Annotated in this window: 17 protein-coding genes and 2 pseudogenes; 12 read left to right on the forward strand and 7 right to left on the reverse strand. The window is 63.8% G+C overall.

Features of this window, described 5'->3' with window-relative positions; genetic code table 11:
- Window positions 1–6 precede the first annotated feature (6 nt).
- The 3 genes from mce to I6F33_RS16330 are packed head-to-tail and all read left to right on the forward strand — an operon-like array spanning window position 7 to window position 1,080.
- Window positions 7–411 carry a methylmalonyl-CoA epimerase gene (gene mce / locus I6F33_RS16320; RefSeq protein ID WP_225143301.1) on the forward strand — a complete coding sequence of 135 codons (405 nt, stop codon included), beginning with the start codon at window positions 7–9 and terminating at the stop codon, window positions 409–411.
- A gap of 9 nt (window positions 412–420) precedes the next feature.
- The gene (locus I6F33_RS16325) at window positions 421–696 is read left to right on the forward strand and encodes a DUF1467 family protein (RefSeq protein WP_025036606.1); all 276 of its coding nucleotides are present in this window, start codon (window positions 421–423) and stop codon (window positions 694–696) included.
- A gap of 30 nt (window positions 697–726) precedes the next feature.
- A complete protein-coding gene (locus tag I6F33_RS16330) occupies window positions 727–1,080 on the forward strand; it encodes a hypothetical protein (RefSeq protein WP_036025327.1) in 354 nt (117 codons plus the stop codon).
- Here the strand turns inward: I6F33_RS16330 and I6F33_RS16335 are convergent, their stop codons facing one another.
- Together I6F33_RS16335 and I6F33_RS16340 are read right to left on the reverse strand one after the other, a co-directional pair.
- Window positions 1,081–1,344: a GlsB/YeaQ/YmgE family stress response membrane protein gene (locus I6F33_RS16335; RefSeq protein ID WP_024341246.1), complete on the reverse strand. Its 264-nt coding sequence runs from the start codon at window positions 1,342–1,344 to the stop codon at window positions 1,081–1,083.
- A gap of 31 nt (window positions 1,345–1,375) precedes the next feature.
- On the reverse strand, window positions 1,376–1,825 hold the full coding sequence (locus I6F33_RS16340; RefSeq protein ID WP_225143304.1) for a YidB family protein: 450 nt from the start codon (window positions 1,823–1,825) through the stop codon (window positions 1,376–1,378).
- Between the two features lie 230 nt (window positions 1,826–2,055).
- On the opposite strand from I6F33_RS16340, the gene mtnK reads away from it, so the two are divergent.
- Complete coding sequence (gene mtnK / locus I6F33_RS16345) at window positions 2,056–3,345, forward strand: S-methyl-5-thioribose kinase (RefSeq protein ID WP_225143306.1); 1,290 nt, start codon at window positions 2,056–2,058, stop codon at window positions 3,343–3,345.
- 64 nt (window positions 3,346–3,409) lie between these two features.
- On the opposite strand, the gene I6F33_RS16350 is transcribed toward mtnK, so the two are convergent.
- Window positions 3,410–4,294, reverse strand: coding sequence for a hypothetical protein (locus tag I6F33_RS16350; RefSeq protein ID WP_225143309.1), 885 nt, complete (start codon window positions 4,292–4,294; stop codon window positions 3,410–3,412).
- Between the two features lie 225 nt (window positions 4,295–4,519).
- On the opposite strand from I6F33_RS16350, the gene I6F33_RS16355 reads away from it, so the two are divergent.
- The 6 genes and pseudogenes from I6F33_RS16355 to I6F33_RS16380 all read left to right on the forward strand — a co-directional run bounded on the left by I6F33_RS16355 (window position 4,520) and on the right by I6F33_RS16380 (window position 11,261).
- Window positions 4,520–6,106 (forward strand): ABC transporter substrate-binding protein, encoded by a 1,587-nt coding sequence (locus I6F33_RS16355; protein WP_036010252.1) that lies wholly within the window; start codon window positions 4,520–4,522, stop codon window positions 6,104–6,106.
- Window positions 6,107–6,161: 55 nt separating this feature from the next.
- Window positions 6,162–7,085 (forward strand): ABC transporter permease, encoded by a 924-nt coding sequence (locus tag I6F33_RS16360; RefSeq protein WP_057029432.1) that lies wholly within the window; start codon window positions 6,162–6,164, stop codon window positions 7,083–7,085.
- Entirely contained in the window at window positions 7,082–7,903 is an 822-nt protein-coding gene (locus I6F33_RS16365; RefSeq protein WP_036010134.1) for an ABC transporter permease, read from the forward strand. Before I6F33_RS16360 ends, I6F33_RS16365 begins: the two co-directional genes overlap by 4 nt.
- Window positions 7,900–8,880 carry an ABC transporter ATP-binding protein gene (locus I6F33_RS16370; RefSeq protein WP_225143311.1) on the forward strand — a complete coding sequence of 327 codons (981 nt, stop codon included), beginning with the start codon at window positions 7,900–7,902 and terminating at the stop codon, window positions 8,878–8,880. Before I6F33_RS16365 ends, I6F33_RS16370 begins: the two co-directional genes overlap by 4 nt.
- The gene (locus I6F33_RS16375; RefSeq protein ID WP_225113109.1) at window positions 8,873–9,901 is read left to right on the forward strand and encodes an ABC transporter ATP-binding protein; all 1,029 of its coding nucleotides are present in this window, start codon (window positions 8,873–8,875) and stop codon (window positions 9,899–9,901) included. The genes I6F33_RS16370 and I6F33_RS16375 overlap by 8 nt, the downstream gene beginning before the upstream one ends.
- A 79-nt stretch (window positions 9,902–9,980) precedes the next feature.
- Window positions 9,981–11,261 (forward strand): annotated as a pseudogene (locus I6F33_RS16380) (lipoprotein-releasing ABC transporter permease subunit).
- Window positions 11,262–11,319: 58 nt separating this feature from the next.
- Here the strand turns inward: I6F33_RS16380 and I6F33_RS16385 are convergent.
- From I6F33_RS16385 to I6F33_RS16395, 3 genes are all read right to left on the reverse strand, one after another.
- Window positions 11,320–11,664 (reverse strand): response regulator, encoded by a 345-nt coding sequence (locus tag I6F33_RS16385; protein ID WP_249786997.1) that lies wholly within the window; start codon window positions 11,662–11,664, stop codon window positions 11,320–11,322.
- Between the two features lie 38 nt (window positions 11,665–11,702).
- Window positions 11,703–12,692 carry a sensor histidine kinase gene (locus I6F33_RS16390; protein WP_225143325.1) on the reverse strand — a complete coding sequence of 330 codons (990 nt, stop codon included), beginning with the start codon at window positions 12,690–12,692 and terminating at the stop codon, window positions 11,703–11,705.
- Between the two features lie 236 nt (window positions 12,693–12,928).
- Window positions 12,929–13,555 carry a LysR family transcriptional regulator gene (locus tag I6F33_RS16395; protein WP_225143327.1) on the reverse strand — a complete coding sequence of 209 codons (627 nt, stop codon included), beginning with the start codon at window positions 13,553–13,555 and terminating at the stop codon, window positions 12,929–12,931.
- Window positions 13,556–13,686: 131 nt separating this feature from the next.
- Between I6F33_RS16395 and I6F33_RS16400 the strand changes: the two are divergent.
- Window positions 13,687–14,078, forward strand: a pseudogene (locus tag I6F33_RS16400) (RidA family protein).
- 44 nt (window positions 14,079–14,122) lie between these two features.
- Entirely contained in the window at window positions 14,123–14,824 is a 702-nt protein-coding gene (locus I6F33_RS16405) for an L-2-amino-thiazoline-4-carboxylic acid hydrolase (protein ID WP_225143331.1), read from the forward strand.
- 286 nt (window positions 14,825–15,110) lie between these two features.
- Here I6F33_RS16405 and I6F33_RS16410 read toward each other — a convergent pair whose 3' ends face one another.
- Window positions 15,111–16,136 (reverse strand): ABC transporter permease, encoded by a 1,026-nt coding sequence (locus I6F33_RS16410; protein ID WP_225125179.1) that lies wholly within the window; start codon window positions 16,134–16,136, stop codon window positions 15,111–15,113.
- Between the last annotated feature and the right edge of the window lie 3 nt (window positions 16,137–16,139).

A 16,139-nucleotide genomic window follows, 5' to 3' on the forward strand; every position in this document is an offset into this window, starting at 1 on the left:
GGGAACATGTTGGGCCGGCTCAACCATGTCGCGATCGCGACCAGGGACGCGGTCAAGGCCGCGAAGATCTACGGTGCAGCCTTCGGCGCCCAGATTTCCGAGGCCGTGCCGCTGCCCGAGCACGGCGTCACCACCGTGTTCGCGACCCTGCCCAACACCAAGATCGAGTTCATCGAGCCGCTCGGTGAGGCCTCGCCGATCGCGAAGTTCATCGAGCGCAATCCCGACGGCGGCATCCATCACGTCTGCTACGAGGTCGTCGACATCGTCGCCTCGCGCGACACGCTGGTGAAGGAGGGCGCGAGGGTGCTCGGCGACGGCGTGCCGAAGATCGGCGCCCACGGCAAGCCGGTGCTGTTCCTGCACCCCAAGGATTTTTCCGGCGCCCTCGTCGAGATCGAGCAGGCATAGGGCCGCGTCATGGCCATCCAGATTTCAACCTGGCTCGCGATCTATTTCGTGCTCTGGTGGGTCATGCTGTTCGTGACGCTGCCGTTCGGCGTGCGTAGCCAGCATGAGGACGGTGTTGGCGCGCCCGGCACCGATCCCGGTGCTCCCATCCTCACCCGCATGGGGCACAAGCTGATCTGGACCACGATCATCTCGGCAATCGTGTTCGGCATTGGCCTTGCGGCCTATCATGCCGGCTATCTCTCGATCGAGCGCCTGTCGAAGATGATGGGAATGCCGTTTTAAGTTTTGATTGGCGTTGTTATGGGGTCACAAATGACATTTCAGCGTATCGTCATTGCGCTTCTGGTGCTGATCGTCGCAGGGCTCGGTGCCATCGGCTATTTCGAATGGCGGATGGCGGTGCAGGTGCGCACCCTGAAGGCGTTCGTCGAGGGCTATGTCTTCAACGAGGCCGTGCTGGCCTGCGAGCAGGCCAAAAGCTCGACGCCGTTCAAATGGAACGGCGGCAAGAGCACCTCGGTGATCGGCCTGAACTCGGTCAAGACGGACAAATACACGGTCAGCGCCAGCTACACGCTGGTCGCGGACAGCGTCTATTGCGACTACGATCCGATCAAGAGAAAGGCCGACATCGGCTCCAGCTTCCTGGAGCGGGAGACTTTCTAGCTAGATCGCGCGGCGCTGCCGGCCGGCGAAGAGACCGTAAACGAACAGCACGATGATCGCGCCGACCACGGCACCGATCAGGCCCGCACCCTCGCCAGGGCGATACCAGCCCAGCGCTTGCCCAAGATACGAAGCGACGAAGGCGCCGACGATGCCGAGGATGGTCGTCAGGATGAACCCTGAAGGTTCGTTGTCGCCCGGCATGATGAACTTGGCGATCACGCCGGCGAGAAAGCCAATGATGATGGTCCAGAGAATGCTCATGAGTACACCTTTTCGAGTTGAGCCGCTGCTTCTATGCGTCGGGCAGGCGTCCATCCGGCGTGTATTTGTCGATTGCGGAAGGAAGCTCGCGGGTTAGCCGTGAGACGATCTCCTCCTGGGAAAGCCCGGTTTGCTGCGCGAGCTTCTCCAGGACGTCGCTGCCGATGGCTTGCTTGAGCTCCGGCGGGGAGATCTCCTTGTTGGGGCCTGGCTTCACCCATGAATCGGCGATCTCGCCCTGCCCATTCTGGTTGAACCTCTCCAGGAGCTCGCCAATCCCGCCATTGAGCAGGCCCCCGATTCCGCCAGCGCCGAGCATGCCGCCGAGATTGCCGAGCATGCCTCCGAGCGGCTGCTGGCCGCCCGTGGACGGGCCGGCGCCGGCGCCTTTCAGCAGCTCCGCCAGCTTGTCGCGGTTCTGATATCCGGCGATGGCCAGCATCGCCAGCAGGGCAGTCATAGATGGCATTCCGCGGCTCATCGCTCGCTCCTTTTAGAAGGTCAGAAACCCAAAACCGTCTCAGCTTGCTTGGGTTCCTCAATCGACCAATCGGAGCTCGCGACCAAGCGTCCCAGCTTGGCCGCCACCAAAGCACCGGGTGGCAGACAACGTACATTGTGGCTACGATCCGATGAAAAGAATGGCCGGATCGGCTCGAGCTTGCCAGCATCGGGAGTAGCGATCCGGCCCAGACATGGGATGGGATCGCAATGACCGGGGACCGGGCAGGGGACTATCGGATTTTGCACGAGGCGGACTTGCGGGACTATCTCGCGGGCTTGCCTGATATCGCCGCGCTCCTTGGCGGCGAGGCGTCCTCCTGGGCGATCACCGAGGTGGGCGACGGCAACCTCAACCTCGTCTTCATCGTCAAGGGCGCGCGCGGCGGCATCGCCGTGAAGCAGGCGCTGCCTTACGTCCGCCTCGTCGGCGAGAGCTGGCCCCTGCCGCTGTCGCGCGCCCATTACGAATATCTGGCGCTGTCGCGCCAGGCCCAGCTCGCGCCCGGCCTGGTGCCGGCCGTGCTGCATCACAACGAGGCGCTGGCGCTGACGGTGATGGAGCTGCTCGAGCCCCACATCATCATGCGCAAGGGCCTGGTCGCGGCAACGCGCTATCCGCGTTTCGTCGACGATATCACCACCTTCATGGCGCGGACGCTGTTCTTCACCTCCGACCTCGCGCTGTCAGCGGCCGAGAAGAAGGAGGCCATCGCGGCCTTTGCCGGCAACCACGCGCTCTGCAAGATCACCGAGGACCTGATCTTCACCGATCCCTACCGCATCGCCGAGCAGAACCGCTGGACCGCGCCCTATCTCGACGGCCTCGCCGCGAGCTTGCGCGAGGATCTGGAGCTGCATGTCGCGGTATCCCGGCTGAAGCTGAAATTCATGGCGAGCCCGGAAGCGCTGATCCATGGCGACCTCCACACCGGCTCGATCATGGTCACGGACGGCCAGACCCGGGTGATCGACCCGGAATTCGCATTCTACGGTCCGATGGGCTTCGACATCGGCGCCGTGCTGGCCAATCTCCTGATGGCCTATTTCGCTTCCGCCGGCCACGAGCGCGCGCCGGGCGAACGGGCGGCATTCGAGGCCTGGGTGCTGGAGACGGTCGAGCAGGTCTGGACCGAGTTCGCCCGAAAGTTCCACGATCTCTGGCGGGCGGGAGGCACCGGCGATGCCTATCCGGTCTCGCTTTTCGCCGGCGAGCAGGGTGCCGTGCGGCTGGAAGCCGAGCGAAAAAGTTACGTGCAACGCCTGTTCGCCGACGCTGTCGGCTTCGCAGCCGCAAAAATCATCCGCCGCATCTTCGGCCTCGCCCACAACATCGATTTCGAGCTGATCGAGGACCCGCGCACGCGGGCGGTCAGCGAAGCCCGTGCCGTGCGGCTGGCGAGGGCGATGATGGTGGAGACGGCGTCGTTCCGGACCATCGCGGATGTGACGAATGCCGCGCGAAAACTGCGGGACTGGATGCCGGAATTGTCGGGCTGAAAGGGCCTCATGAGGAGCCCGCCCACGCTCCGTGATTGCGAGATGAGAGATCGTCCCCGGAACGTTAGTAAAGCCGCATCGGCAGCAGGACGCCGTCCGCGCCGGCCAGCAAACCCCAGGTCTCGTTGGCCGCGACCTCGAACTCCCGGCTCGCTGCCGCTCCGCCGTCCACCTTGAGGGTGACCTTGTACCTGCCGGGCGGCAGATCGAGCTTCTGGCTGTCCGGCAATTCGCCTGCGGCACCGTCGGAGTTCGCCAGGTCTTCGCCGGCGTGCGCCGCCAGATTGACGGCCTGGTCGGCGACGGTGATCACCGCCGCTTCATCCGTCTTGTTGCCGAGCATCAGCCTCACTTGCCCCGGCTTCGGCAGGAGGCCAATGGTCGCCGGGGCGAATTTGCGCCCCGACAGCTCGGCAATTGTCCTGTCGTCCTGACGTGAGAGCCGGAGCAGGACCGGTCCCTCTCTCGTCAGAAATGTAATCACGGCCCGGTCCGGCTCTGCCACCGCACCGTCTTTCTCCGTCCAGCCACGCTTGCCGAGTGCGTCGCGATAGAAGCCGAGCACAGAAGCGAAATCGCGCGGCGTCTCGGCGTAGATCGACCGGATCTGCGGCGAATCTTTCGCCGTCGCGAGGGCCCAGCCTTCGGGCAGCGGCAGGCCGGTATGCTCGGAGAGCTTGGCTTCGAAACGTGCTCCCGCACCGCGTGCCATCATCCCGACGGGGATGCTGAGCAGTCGTTCGACGAAATTGTCCAGAGTGTTATGGCTCCGGACCGCCCACCAGCTCTGGTCGACATTGTCGTTCGCGCCGGAGGTGCGACTCCAGCCTAATCGGATAGCGTCTGTCGCGCTCTCTCCACCGAGGCCGGCCGCGACCGGGCGCGCCAGCACGGCCGTAGTGGCGACCAGACCCGTGGCGAGCAGGGCACCTAGCGTTCGGCGATGCATTTTTGCGCCGTCCCTTGGGGCTCAGATAATGATCCTGAGCTTGGTCGCGTTGATCAGGAAAAATGTTCATCAATCCTTCTCGCCCGATGACGCACCGCGTCAATGCCCCCGCCGAAGGACTGCCTCAGGAACCGGCATCATTTGCCGTCAAAACGAAGCTTGCTTTCGGCAGGCGACGAATGATCAAATCACTTATCGGAATACGCCTGCGTCGGGGGACACATGATGTTCAAGACCATCGCGATCGTTGCCGGTTTGGGACTGGCGCTCGCCGCCACAGCCGAGGCGCAGACACCGCGCAAGGGCGGAACCATCCGCATGACGGCGCCCTACGGCTCGAGCTTCACCAGCCTCGACATTCACACCACGCAGCGCGCCCAGGATGAGATCTACGCCAAGGCCCTGCACCGTTCGCTGTACATCTGGAATTCGGCGGAAGGAAAGCCGGTGCTCGAGCTCGCCAAGGAGGATGTGGTCTCGGGCGGAGGCCTCGTTCACACCTTCAAGCTGCGCGACGACGCCTATTTCCACAGCGGCCGCAAGATGACAGCCGACGACATCATCTGGTCCTACAACCGTATCATGGACGGCAGCAAGGCCTATCCCGGCGCGCGTTACGTCCGTGTCATCGAGGGCGCAGCCGCAGTCGAGAAGGGCCAGGCCAAGGAAATCTCCGGCCTGAAGAAGATCGACGACTTCACCATCGAGATGAAGCTGACGGAGAAGGTCGATCCCGGCTTCTACTTCTTCACCGCGCTGACCTCGATCTATCCCGCCGACGAGGCCGCCAAGGAGAGCTTCATCCAGAAGCCGATCGGTCTCGGTCCGTTCAAGTTCGTCGAGCATGTGCCGGGATCGCGCATCGTCCTGGAGCGCTGGGACCGGTTCTACAAGCCCGGCAAGCCCTATGCCGACAAGATCGTGGTGTCGGTCATGGGCGAAGCCGCGGCGCGCGACGTCGCCTTCCGCAACAAGGAGATCGACACCTCGGTGCTGGGACCTGCGCAGTACGTCGCCTACCAATCCGACGCCGACCTCAAGGGCACCATCGTCGAGGTCGCCGAGGTGTTCACGCGCTACATGGGCATGAATCCCGCGGTCAAGCCGTTCTCCGACAAGCGCGTGAGGCAGGCGATCAATTACGCCATCGATACCGATTTGATCATCAACAAGCTGGTCAAGGGCAAGGCCTACCGCGCCACCAGCTGGCTGCCGCTGACCTCGCCGGCCTACGACAAGGCGATGAAGCCTTACCCCTTCGATCCCGCCAAGGCCAAGCAATTGCTCACCGAGGCCGGCTACGCATCCGGCTTCGAGTTCGAATGGACCACCAGCCAGAATGAAAGCTGGGGTCTGCCGATCGTCTCGGCCGTCATTCCGATGCTGGACAAGGTCGGCATCAAGGCCAAGGTCAAGCAGGTCGAGACCGCGGTGCTGGCCGAGGTGGTTCGCACCGGCGACTATCAGGCCTTCATCTATTCCCAGGCGAGCGGCCCCGATCCTCAGGCCGCGCTCAAATGCTTCCATTCGGCGACGCCGCAGGCGGCCTGTAACTACACGACCTACAAAAATCCCGACTTCGACAAGATCCTCGATGAAGCCGGACAGGCCGACGATCCCACAAAGCGCATCCAGCTGATGCAGAAGGCCAATGCGCTGCTCTACGAGGAGGCGCCGGTCTGGTTCTTCAACTACAACAAGGCGGTCATGGCGGTGCAGCCCTGGCTGAAGGGAATTCAGCTCAACGCGACCGAGCTGACCCACCAGAACGTCGAGGACCTCTGGGTCGACGAGACCTCGCCCGCGAAGTGACACGCGCGCTCCCGCCTAGCGCGACGGGCGAGGGAGGGAGCGGGGAAAAGTTGAGATGCTCGCGTTCCTGATCCGCCGCGTCCTGCAGACCATCCCGACCGTGCTCGCCGTGGTGCTGCTGGTGTTTGTGCTGTTCAGCGTCGTTCCCGGCAGCATCGTCTCGAGCATGAGCGATGACAGCGATCCGCAGGTCGAGCTGCGCATGAAGAAGCAGCTCGGCCTCGATCAGCCCGTCTATATGCGTTTCGGCACCTACATCGCCGGGCTCGCGACCGGCGATTTCGGAACCTCGTTCCGGACCCGTGAGCCTGTCACGACCATGATCGCCAAGCGGGCCTGGCCGACGCTGCAGCTGATCTTCGCATCCATGGCGTTTGCGATACTGCTCGGCGTGCCGCTCGGCTTCGTCGCGGCCTTGCGACCGGGCAGCCTCGTCGACACCGTCTCGATGATGCTGGCGGTGTCGGGCCTGTCATTGGCCAAGTTCTGGCTCGGACTGCTCTTGATGTACCTGTTCGCGCTCAAGCTCGGCTGGCTGCCGAGTTTCGGCTACGGTGACGGTGGCCTCAAATACCTGATCCTGCCCGCCGTGACGCTTGGCGTCTCGCCGATGGCGCTGCTGGCGCGGACGACGCGCGCCGCGGTGCTCGAGATCATGACCGCGGATTTCGTCCGCACCGCGCGCTCGAAGGGCATGAGCGAGACCAGGGTCGTCAAGTGGCACGTGATGCGCAACGCGCTCGTCCTCATCCTCACGACCATGGGCCTGCAGTTCGGCGCACTGATGGGGCAGGCGGTCGTGGTCGAGAAACTGTTCTCCTGGCCGGGCATCGGCTCGCTGCTGGTCGACAGCGTGCTCCAGCGCGACATTCCCGCCGTCCAGGGCTCCATCCTCGTCGTGGTGATGTTCTTTCTCGCGATCAATCTGTTGATCGACATGCTCTACGGCGTGATCGATCCCAGGATCAGATACGCATGAAGCTGCGCGCCAATCTCGTCATCGGCGGGTCGTTGTTCGCGCTGGCGATCGTCGTCGGCCTGCTCGCGCCATGGCTGGCACATACCGATCCCGTGATGGACGCCAACCTCATGAATGCGGAGGAGCCGCCGAGTTGGACCTGGTGGTTCGGCACCGACGCGCAGGGCCGCGACATCTATTCCCGTGTCCTCTACGGCGCGCGCGTCTCGCTGACGGTCGGCATCGTCTCCCAGCTCATCAACAGCGTCATCGGCGTGGCGCTCGGCCTCAGCGCCGGCTATTTCGGCGGCTGGTGGGACGATGTCGTCAACGCCCTGACCAATCTCATGCTCGCGATCCCCTCGCTGATTTTCGCGCTCGCCATCATGGCGGTGCTCGGTCCCGGCCTGACCAGCCTCTTGATCGCGCTCGGGCTGACCAACTGGTCGTTCACCTGCCGGCTCGCACGGGCCTCGGCGCTGTCGCTGCGGAGCCAGGGCTATGTGCAGGCGGCAACCGTGCTCGGCTACGGTGATATCCGCATCATGATCACGCAGCTCCTGCCGAACATGCTGGGGCCGATCGTCGTCATCGGCACGCTGGGCATGGGCAGCGCGGTCCTGTCCGAAGCCGCATTGTCGTTCCTCGGCCTCGGCGTCCGCCCGCCCTTTCCGAGCTGGGGCAGCATGCTGTCGGAAGCGCGCGAGCAGATCACGACGGCGCCGTGGCTTTCGATTTTTCCCGGCCTTGCCATCTTCCTGACCGTGCTCGGCCTCAATCTGCTCGGCGATGGCCTGCGCGACATCCTCGATCCGCAATCGCGGAGCCGGCGCACATGACAGGCAGCCCGCTGCTCGAGGTCGAGGATCTCCGCATCGATCTCGATGACGGATCAAGACGCGTTGCGGCAGCCGAAGGCATTTCATTCCGCATCGATCGCGGCGAGACCTTCGGCCTCGTCGGCGAATCCGGTTGCGGCAAGAGCATCACGGCGCTCGCTTTGATCGGCCTGCTGCGGCCGCCCTTGTCGATCGGCGGCGGCGTCATCCGGTTCCAGGGCCAGGAGATCCAGCACCTGTCCGCCGCCAGGCAACGGCAGCTGCGCGGCAATCGCATCGCCATGATCTTCCAGGAGCCGATGACGGCGCTGAACCCGGTCTCGCCGGTGGGGCGGCAGATCGCCGAGATGTTCGTGCTGCACAAGGGCAAGAGCTGGCGGGAGGCCAACCAGCTGGCTGTCGAGGCGCTCGCGAGCGTCCGCGTCCCCGCGCCGGAGCGGCGCGTGAAGGACTATCCGCACCAGCTGTCCGGCGGGATGCGCCAGCGCGTGATGATCGCGATTGCGCTCGCCTGCGGTCCGGACCTCTTGATCGCCGACGAGCCGACCACGGCGCTCGACGTTACCGTGCAGGCGGAGATCATCGAGCTGATGCGCAATCTGTGCGCCGAGCGCGGAACGGCGATCCTGATGATCAGTCACGATCTCGGCCTTGTTGCCAATGTCTGCCGCCGCGTCGCCGTCATGTATGCCGGCCGCATCGTCGAGGAGCGCGGCTCGGCCGACATCTTCCGAGCGCCCTCCCATCCCTATACGCAGGGCCTCGTCGACTCCCTGCCGCGTCTCGGCAGCCGTGCTGCGCTCGGCCGCAGCAGGCTGAAGGAGATCGCGGGCGTCGTGCCGGCGATCACGCGCTTCCCCGATGGCTGCCGGTTCAATCCGCGTTGCGCGCAGGCGACGGATATTTGCCGAACCACCGCGCCTCAGACGGAAGGGCTGGAGGCGGGCGGTTTCGTCCGGTGTCACCACCATGCATGAGCCAAAGGGGAGAGCGGATGACGATGTGATCCTCAGCGTGGAGGATCTCGCCGTTCATTTTCCGCTTGGAGGCGGCCTGCTGGGCCGCGGCCGTCGGCTGCTCCGCGCCGTCGACGGCGTCGACCTCAGGCTGAAGCGCGGCGAATGCCTCGGCCTCGTCGGCGAATCCGGCTCCGGCAAGTCGACGGTCGCATTGTCCATTCTGGGCCTGCTGACGCCGACGCGCGGCCGCATCGTGCTGGACGGGCAGGTCGTCACGAACCGGCAATCCGGAGACCGGAAAGCGCTCGCCCGCATCGTGCAGATCGTGTTCCAGGATCCCTACGCCTCGCTCAATCCGCGCCAGACCGTGCGCCGCACGCTCGAAGATCCCCTGCGCGTGCACGGCGTGACTGCGAAAAGCGAGATCGAGGACCGCCTCGCGACGATGCTCAGGCACGTCGGCCTGCGCCCCGAGCAGGCCGACCGCTATCCGCATGAGTTCTCCGGCGGCCAGCGCCAGCGCATAGGGATCGCCCGCGCCCTGATCCTCAACCCGAAGATCGTCATCTGCGACGAGCCCGTCTCGGCGCTCGACGTCTCGATCCGCGCCCAGATCATCAACCTGCTGCTGGAGCTGAAGGAGACGCTCGGCCTGTCCTACATCATGATCAGCCATGACCTCGGCGTCGTCGAGCACATGAGCGACCGCGTCGCCGTGATGTATCTCGGCCGCATCGTCGAGAACGGCCATTGGCGCGAGATTTTCGAGCGCCCCGCGCACCCCTACACGCAGGCCCTGATAGCGGCCATCCCCGATCCGCTGCGCCATGCTCCGCTGGCAACGACCGGCGGCGACCTGCCGAACCCGCTCAACCCGCCGAACGGCTGCGCCTTCAGCCCGCGCTGCCGTTACGCCGAGGCGGTGTGCCGGAGCGAGCCGGGACCGGCGCTGGGGACGCGGGCGGATGGGCATGCGGTGCGGTGCTGGCGGAGTGAGGAGATTGCGGGGCGGATGGCGTTAGTCTCGACCGAGGGCTGATGCGCCGAAGGCGCGTCTGGGCACACGCAAGGTAGCCAATCCGATCATAACAGAACAGAATGCCGGACCTCATCGGATGATGGACGAGACCGTGATGGATTCGCCGCAAGCAGGACCCTTTGCGCCGTTCGAATGGATGCTCGCTGCACGCTATCTACGTGCCCGTCGCAAAGAGGGGTTTGTCTCAGTCATCGCGGGGTTTTCGTTTCTGGGAATCTTGCTCGGGGTCGCCACGCTGATCATCGTCATGGCGGTGATGAACGGTTTTCGCACCGAACTTTTGGGCAAGATCCTCGGGTTCAACGGGCATATTGTGGCGCAGCCACTGGAGACCCCTCTGACGGACTGGAAAGATGTCGCCGAACGCATCGGCCAGGTGCAGGGTGTTCGGTTGGTGGTACCGGTTGTTGACGGCCCGGCACTGGCATCGTCGTCAAACGCTTCCGGCGTTTTGGTGCGCGGCATTCGGGCGGCGGATCTCGTTCAGCTTCCCTCGATAGCCAATGACATCAAGGAGGGCTCACTTGAACATTTTGACGAGAGCCAGGGCGTCGCCATCGGCCAGGGTCTTGCCGATCAACTCTCGGTCCATGCCGGTGACCATATCACGCTCGTTGCGCAACGCGGCGCAGTCACGCCCATGGGCATGATGCCGCGCGTCAAGAAATATCGAGTCGCGGCTGTCTTCGAGATTGGGATGTCCGAATACGACGCGGGCGTCATCTTCAGGCCGCTCGCAGAAGCGCAGGCCTTTTTCAACCGCAATCAGGACGTGACCGCGATCGAGGTTTTCACGGCCAATCCCGATCGGATCGACCTGTTTCGCAAGACGGTAGCGGAAGCGGCTGGTCGACCAATCTTCCTCGTTGACTGGTGACAGCGCAATACGACGTTCTTCAACGCGCTCGAGGTCCAACGAAATGTGATGTTCCTCATCCTCAGCCTGATCGTTTTGGTGGCCGCGCTGAACATCGTGTCCGGTCTGATCATGCTGGTGACGGACAAGGGCAGCGACATCGCGATCCTCAGGACCATGGGCGCCTCACGGGGCGCGATCATGCGGACGTTCATGATCACCGGCGCTTCGATCGGCGTGGCCGGAACGCTGGTCGGCTTCGGCGTCGGGCTTCTCGTCTGCAGGAATATCGAAGCGGTCCGGCAATTGATGTCCTGGCTGACGCGTACCGAGTTGTTCCCGCCAAAGCTTTATTTTCTGTCAGAACTGCCGGCGGAGATCGATCCCGTGGAATCCGCAGCGGTCGTGATCATGGCGCTGACCCTGTCATTCCTCGCAACGCTCTATCCATCGTGGCGAGCTGCGCGGCTCGACCCCGTCGAGGCTCTGCGACAGCGGGGCTAGTCACGGCAACGACGCGCGGAGGCTATACTAGTGACTGCGAGAGCCCCGAGCGAGTTCCTTACTTCCCCTCTAGGACGCTCCGAAGGGCCTTGAGGAGATAATCGGGCCTCCACGATTTTCCGACATTGACGGCGTCGCGCAATACTGGAGCGCGTTGGAGATCGGCGGCAACGTAGCCGCTGGCAAGAATGAACGGTACGGACATCGCCTGGAGCGCTTGCGCGACGGGGGTGACCCATTCGCCAGCGAGGTTGACGTCGAGGATGGCCGCGTCGGGCCGGTCAGCCTTGAGCAGCTTCAAAGCGCCATCAATGTCTGGGACGGGACCGATCACCTGGTATCCGGCAGCCCTCAACTGGGTGTCGAGCTCCAATGCGATGAGGTACTCATCTTCGACGACCAAGATTCGGGGAGCATCGTGCACAATGTGTCCCCGGGGGTTCAAGACTCCACAGGCGCGGTGATGTGAACCCTTAAACCGGTTGGCTCATACTTCAGTTCCACGGCGCCGCGTAAGCCCTGCACGGCGCTGAGCTCGATCAGCCTGGAGCCGAATCCGGAGCGAGTTGGCGAAGTAGCGGGTGGGCCGTTTTCCTCTCGCCAGTCGATGTGCAGGAAGGTCTTGCCCTGCTCTTCCGACGTGCGCCAGCTCAGGTGGACGAGCCCTCCAGAGTTGGAGAACGCTCCATATTTCAAAGCATTGGTGGCGAGTTCATGCAGAATGAGGCTCATCGGCACGACTTGCCGTGGGCTGAGGCGAACTGCTGGCCCGGCGATCAGCCGGTATCGCTCCGGACCGGCGGCCTTCAACGACTGCTCCACCAGAACACCCAGATCGGCTTCGGCGCTGCCGGCCAGGGCGAGGGTCTCGGCTTCGGCCACAGCTTGGAGCCGCCCCAAGAAGGCATCGCGGTACTCCTTGGCTGACCGGCCTTCCACATCGGTCTGATTGGCAAGAGAGCGAATGATCCCGAGGAGGTTCTTCATCCGATGGCGCGTTTCGGCGAGAAGAATGTCTTTTTGCGCCTCGCTGTGGCGCCTGTCGGTCACGTCCTCGAACAGGATCAAGATGCTGGTGCTGTTATTGTCGGGGTGAACGAGGCGACGCGCACTGACCAGCATTGTGCGCGGACCGATGGTCGGGAAGTCGGCTTTTACCTCGTATCCGACGACGGCGGTAGAACGGGGGATGATCTCGCCAACAAGGCGCCTGAGTTCGGGTATGTCCCACTGACCGTCGCCAAGGTTGAACAGGCTGCGCCCGACTGTGTCATCCCGAGCCACCCTGAAGGTTTCGTAGAACCCGCGATTGGCCGTAAGGACACAACCGCTCTGGTCAAGCACCAGCAACGGCTCCTCCAGGGTATCAACGATCCCTTGCGCCTGGACATGCTCGCTGCGCAGAAGCCGGTACAAGTCTTCGAGGTTCATTTCGGCCCTCACCCGAGGAGGTTTCGACTAGGCTAATATGGCGTGCGGTCGTTCACAACGGAATTGGGTTGGTCTGCTGGTGCCAGATGCTAATCTAAGGCACCCACCGAGTTCCCGCCGTTGCGGGGCGGGTTTATGAGTACGCGCCCTAGACGGTCATCGCGATTTTTCTCTTTACGGGTAGGGCGTTGAGTTGAACGGAAGTCCCGGGCCTCGGCACGCAACCTTCGGCTCCGTCAACTCCCGACGCCGCCGACCAGACGCGGGCGGTGATTTGCGAGCGGTTTCGCCGCGGGCAGGGCGCGTAGCCACACGCGAAAACTGACCACCTCCGGACAATCTGCCGTGCCTTCTGGCGCAACCAGCCAATCACCCGCGCCTGATCCCTCATCGATCCGTTCACAGCGATAGCCGGGATGGTGGCTCACGCCGCGACCGATCAAGAGGTCCACCTTTCCCTCGACGAGCTCATGCAGGCCGGCGGGCTGCAGCACGCTCAAGCCGATCTCCGCATGTGCGCTGCGAAACGCCGCAAGCTGGAGGCGGCGCAGGTCGTGACTTCCGTGCACCCCCACTTGCAGCAGCACCGTGCCTGACGGCTTCAATTGCGAGGTCGCCTCCGCAATGTGGCGAAAGCCTTCCGAGATCCCGGGCAGATACGCCCGGCCGGCCTCGGTGAGGATGAGCTGCTTATGCAGCCGCTCGAACAGCTGCACGCCGAGGCGCGCCTCCAGCGCTTTCACCTGCTGCCCCACGGCCGCGGGCGTGACGTGCAGCTCGTGCGCGGCCAGCTTGAAGCTGAGATGGCGCGCGGCGGCCTCGAAGGCGCGGAGCGCGTTGAGCGGGGGAAGGGCGTAGGTCATCGCAATTGCACTTTGACACCGATAGGCCGCGTCCTTGCAATAGATTTTCTTGCGCTGAACCGCAGCAATGATGCTTTGCGCTAGCGTGATGCCGCCGGATACGCTTGACGCGCAAAATCTGGAGAAACGTCATGTCGCCAGCTCACATCGTCAGCCACAATCCCGCAACGGTTCACCCGCCCGCCGGCGGCTACTGCATGGGCCTGGAGCTGAAGCAGCATCGCCGACTGCTGTTCATCAGCGGCCAGGTCCCTCAAAATTCCGACGGCACCGTGCCCGACGGCTTCGAGGCGCAATGCGAGCAGGCCTGGCGCAATGTCAGGGAGGTGCTGGCCGCGGCAGGTCTCGGAGTCGAGCACCTGGTCAAGGTCACCACGTTCCTGACGGACCGCAGTCAAGTCGTCGCCAACCGCGCCATTCGCCGCGGGTGCTCGGGGAGCATCAGCCGGCGCTGACGGTCGTGGTGGTCGAGACCGTCGACAGCAAATGGCTGCTGGAGATCGAGGCGATCGCCGCGGAATGAAGCGGTCGTCGATGTTGCAATGAGCCAATCATATCAGGTGTCCAATGGCTGAGATTCATCCGTTCTACCAGACGCATCGCCGCGCGATGGAGGCCGCCATGCGCGAGCGAATAGACCTTGCCGAACCGATGCTCCGCGAGCGCGCGCATCTCTCCGATATCGACGCAATCAGGCAGCAAGTGATGGACGAATTCGAGATCGTCCTCACCCAGATGCCCTATGTCGGCGGCGCGGGAAGCCGCATGAGCGATTTCTTCATGCGCCTGACCGGCTTCATGGCCATCAGTCGTGTGCTGCGGCGCCACGGCGTCCCGGTGCCCGTGATCGGCGAGATCGAGCGAGAAACCTATAAGGCGCAGCTGTTGACGGCACCCGAAGCCGAGCGTCTCGCCGCGGGGCGTCAGTTCATGTCGCCGGAGAACCAGGCCTTGATGCGCGAGCAGGCGGCAAGGAGCGTTACAGAGGCTCACCAAGCCGAGTTTCCGGAAGATTTCGTCTACGATTTCGTCGAGCCGGGTCCGCAGGACAGCTTCGAATTCGGCATCGACTACAAGGCCTGCGGCTTCTGCAAGCTCGCGGCGCGCCGCGGCGACACCGAGATCCTGCCGACCATCTGCGGCCTCGACTTCGTCGCCTACGCCACGCGAGGCATCCGCCTGGAACGGACCCAGACGCTGGCCGGCGGCGCCAGCCACTGCAATTTCCGCTTCTCGCGATTGCCATCAAACGCGAAGGCCGAGTGCTAGGCCGTATTCCTTCTGCCGCTACATCGTCATTGCGAGCGCAGCGAAGCAATCCAGAAATGCAGCCGCGGAAAGACTCTGGATTGCTTCGCTGCGCTCGCAGTGACGGGGGTGCACCGGCCTTTCGAAGCCGGCTGCCGATGATGACATCATACCCCTGTTTTGCCCGACGGAGCAAATCGGCTTCGTAAAATCCGCAAGTTTACGACGCCCGTCGGCAAGTCATTGATTCCGTTGGCGCCGGCTACTGTGCATGGGGTTGTTTTCGCACTTTTGTCTTGCCGGCCGTCTATTCCGCCGCTTTCTCCCTCAAGCGCTGCGCATAGACGTTGATGACCAGCGCCGCCAGGAGGATCAGGCCGCGGATCAGGATCTTCAGGAAGCTGTCGATGTTGACGTGGTCGAGGCCGTTATTGAGCACACCGAGGACGAAAAGCCCGACGATGGTGTTGCCAATGCCGCCGCGGCCGCCGAAGAGGCTGGTGCCGCCGACCACGACCGCGGCGATGGAATCGAGCAGGTAGGTGTCGAACTCGTTCTGCTGCGCACTGCCGAAATGGGCGACGCCGAGCATGCCGCCGAGGCCCGAGCACACCGCCGAGATCACCATGACCGCACCGAGGATCAGCTTGACGTTGAGGCCCGAATATTCGGCCGCCTCGCGATTGCCCCCGACCATGTAGACGTAGCGGCCGAAGCGCGTGTAGGTCAGCACCAGATGGCCGCCGAGCAGCATGATGGCGGCGACGATGACGATCCAGGGGATGCCGCCGATCGAGCCGGAGCCGAGCGTCGTGATCAGGCTCGGCACCTTGTAGGCGATCTGGCCGCGCACCAGCAGCGCGGAGATGCCGGCGGCGATCTGCATCATCGCCAGCGTCATGATGAAGGAGGGGATGCCGATCACGGTCAGCCCCACCGCGTTGACGAGACCGAGCAGGGCGCAGAGCAGGAGCGACAGGATGATCGCGACGGCGCCGGGCAGGGGGATGTTGGCGATGTTGACGTAGGATTCCTGCAGCGTGAAGTAGGCGACCGCAATGCCCGTGACGTTGGCGATGCTGGCGACCGACAGGTCGATTTCGGCGCAGAGGATCACGAAGGTGAGGCCGACGGCGATGATGCCCGTCACCGACACCTGGGTCAGGATGTTGCCGAGATTGTCGAGCGTCGCGAAGGAGGGGCTGGCGAAGGCGAAGAAGGCGGTGAGGAAGATCAGCGTCAGGAACGGGGCGATGTTGCGCATCTGCGAGCGCAGGAAGGGCGCAAGGCCCCGTGCCCGTTGTCCTGTCGCCAAAGCCGTCTCGCTGCTCATGTG

Source organism: Bradyrhizobium sp. BRP20 (assembly GCF_020194215.1).
GTDB lineage: Bacteria > Pseudomonadota > Alphaproteobacteria > Rhizobiales > Xanthobacteraceae > Bradyrhizobium > Bradyrhizobium yuanmingense.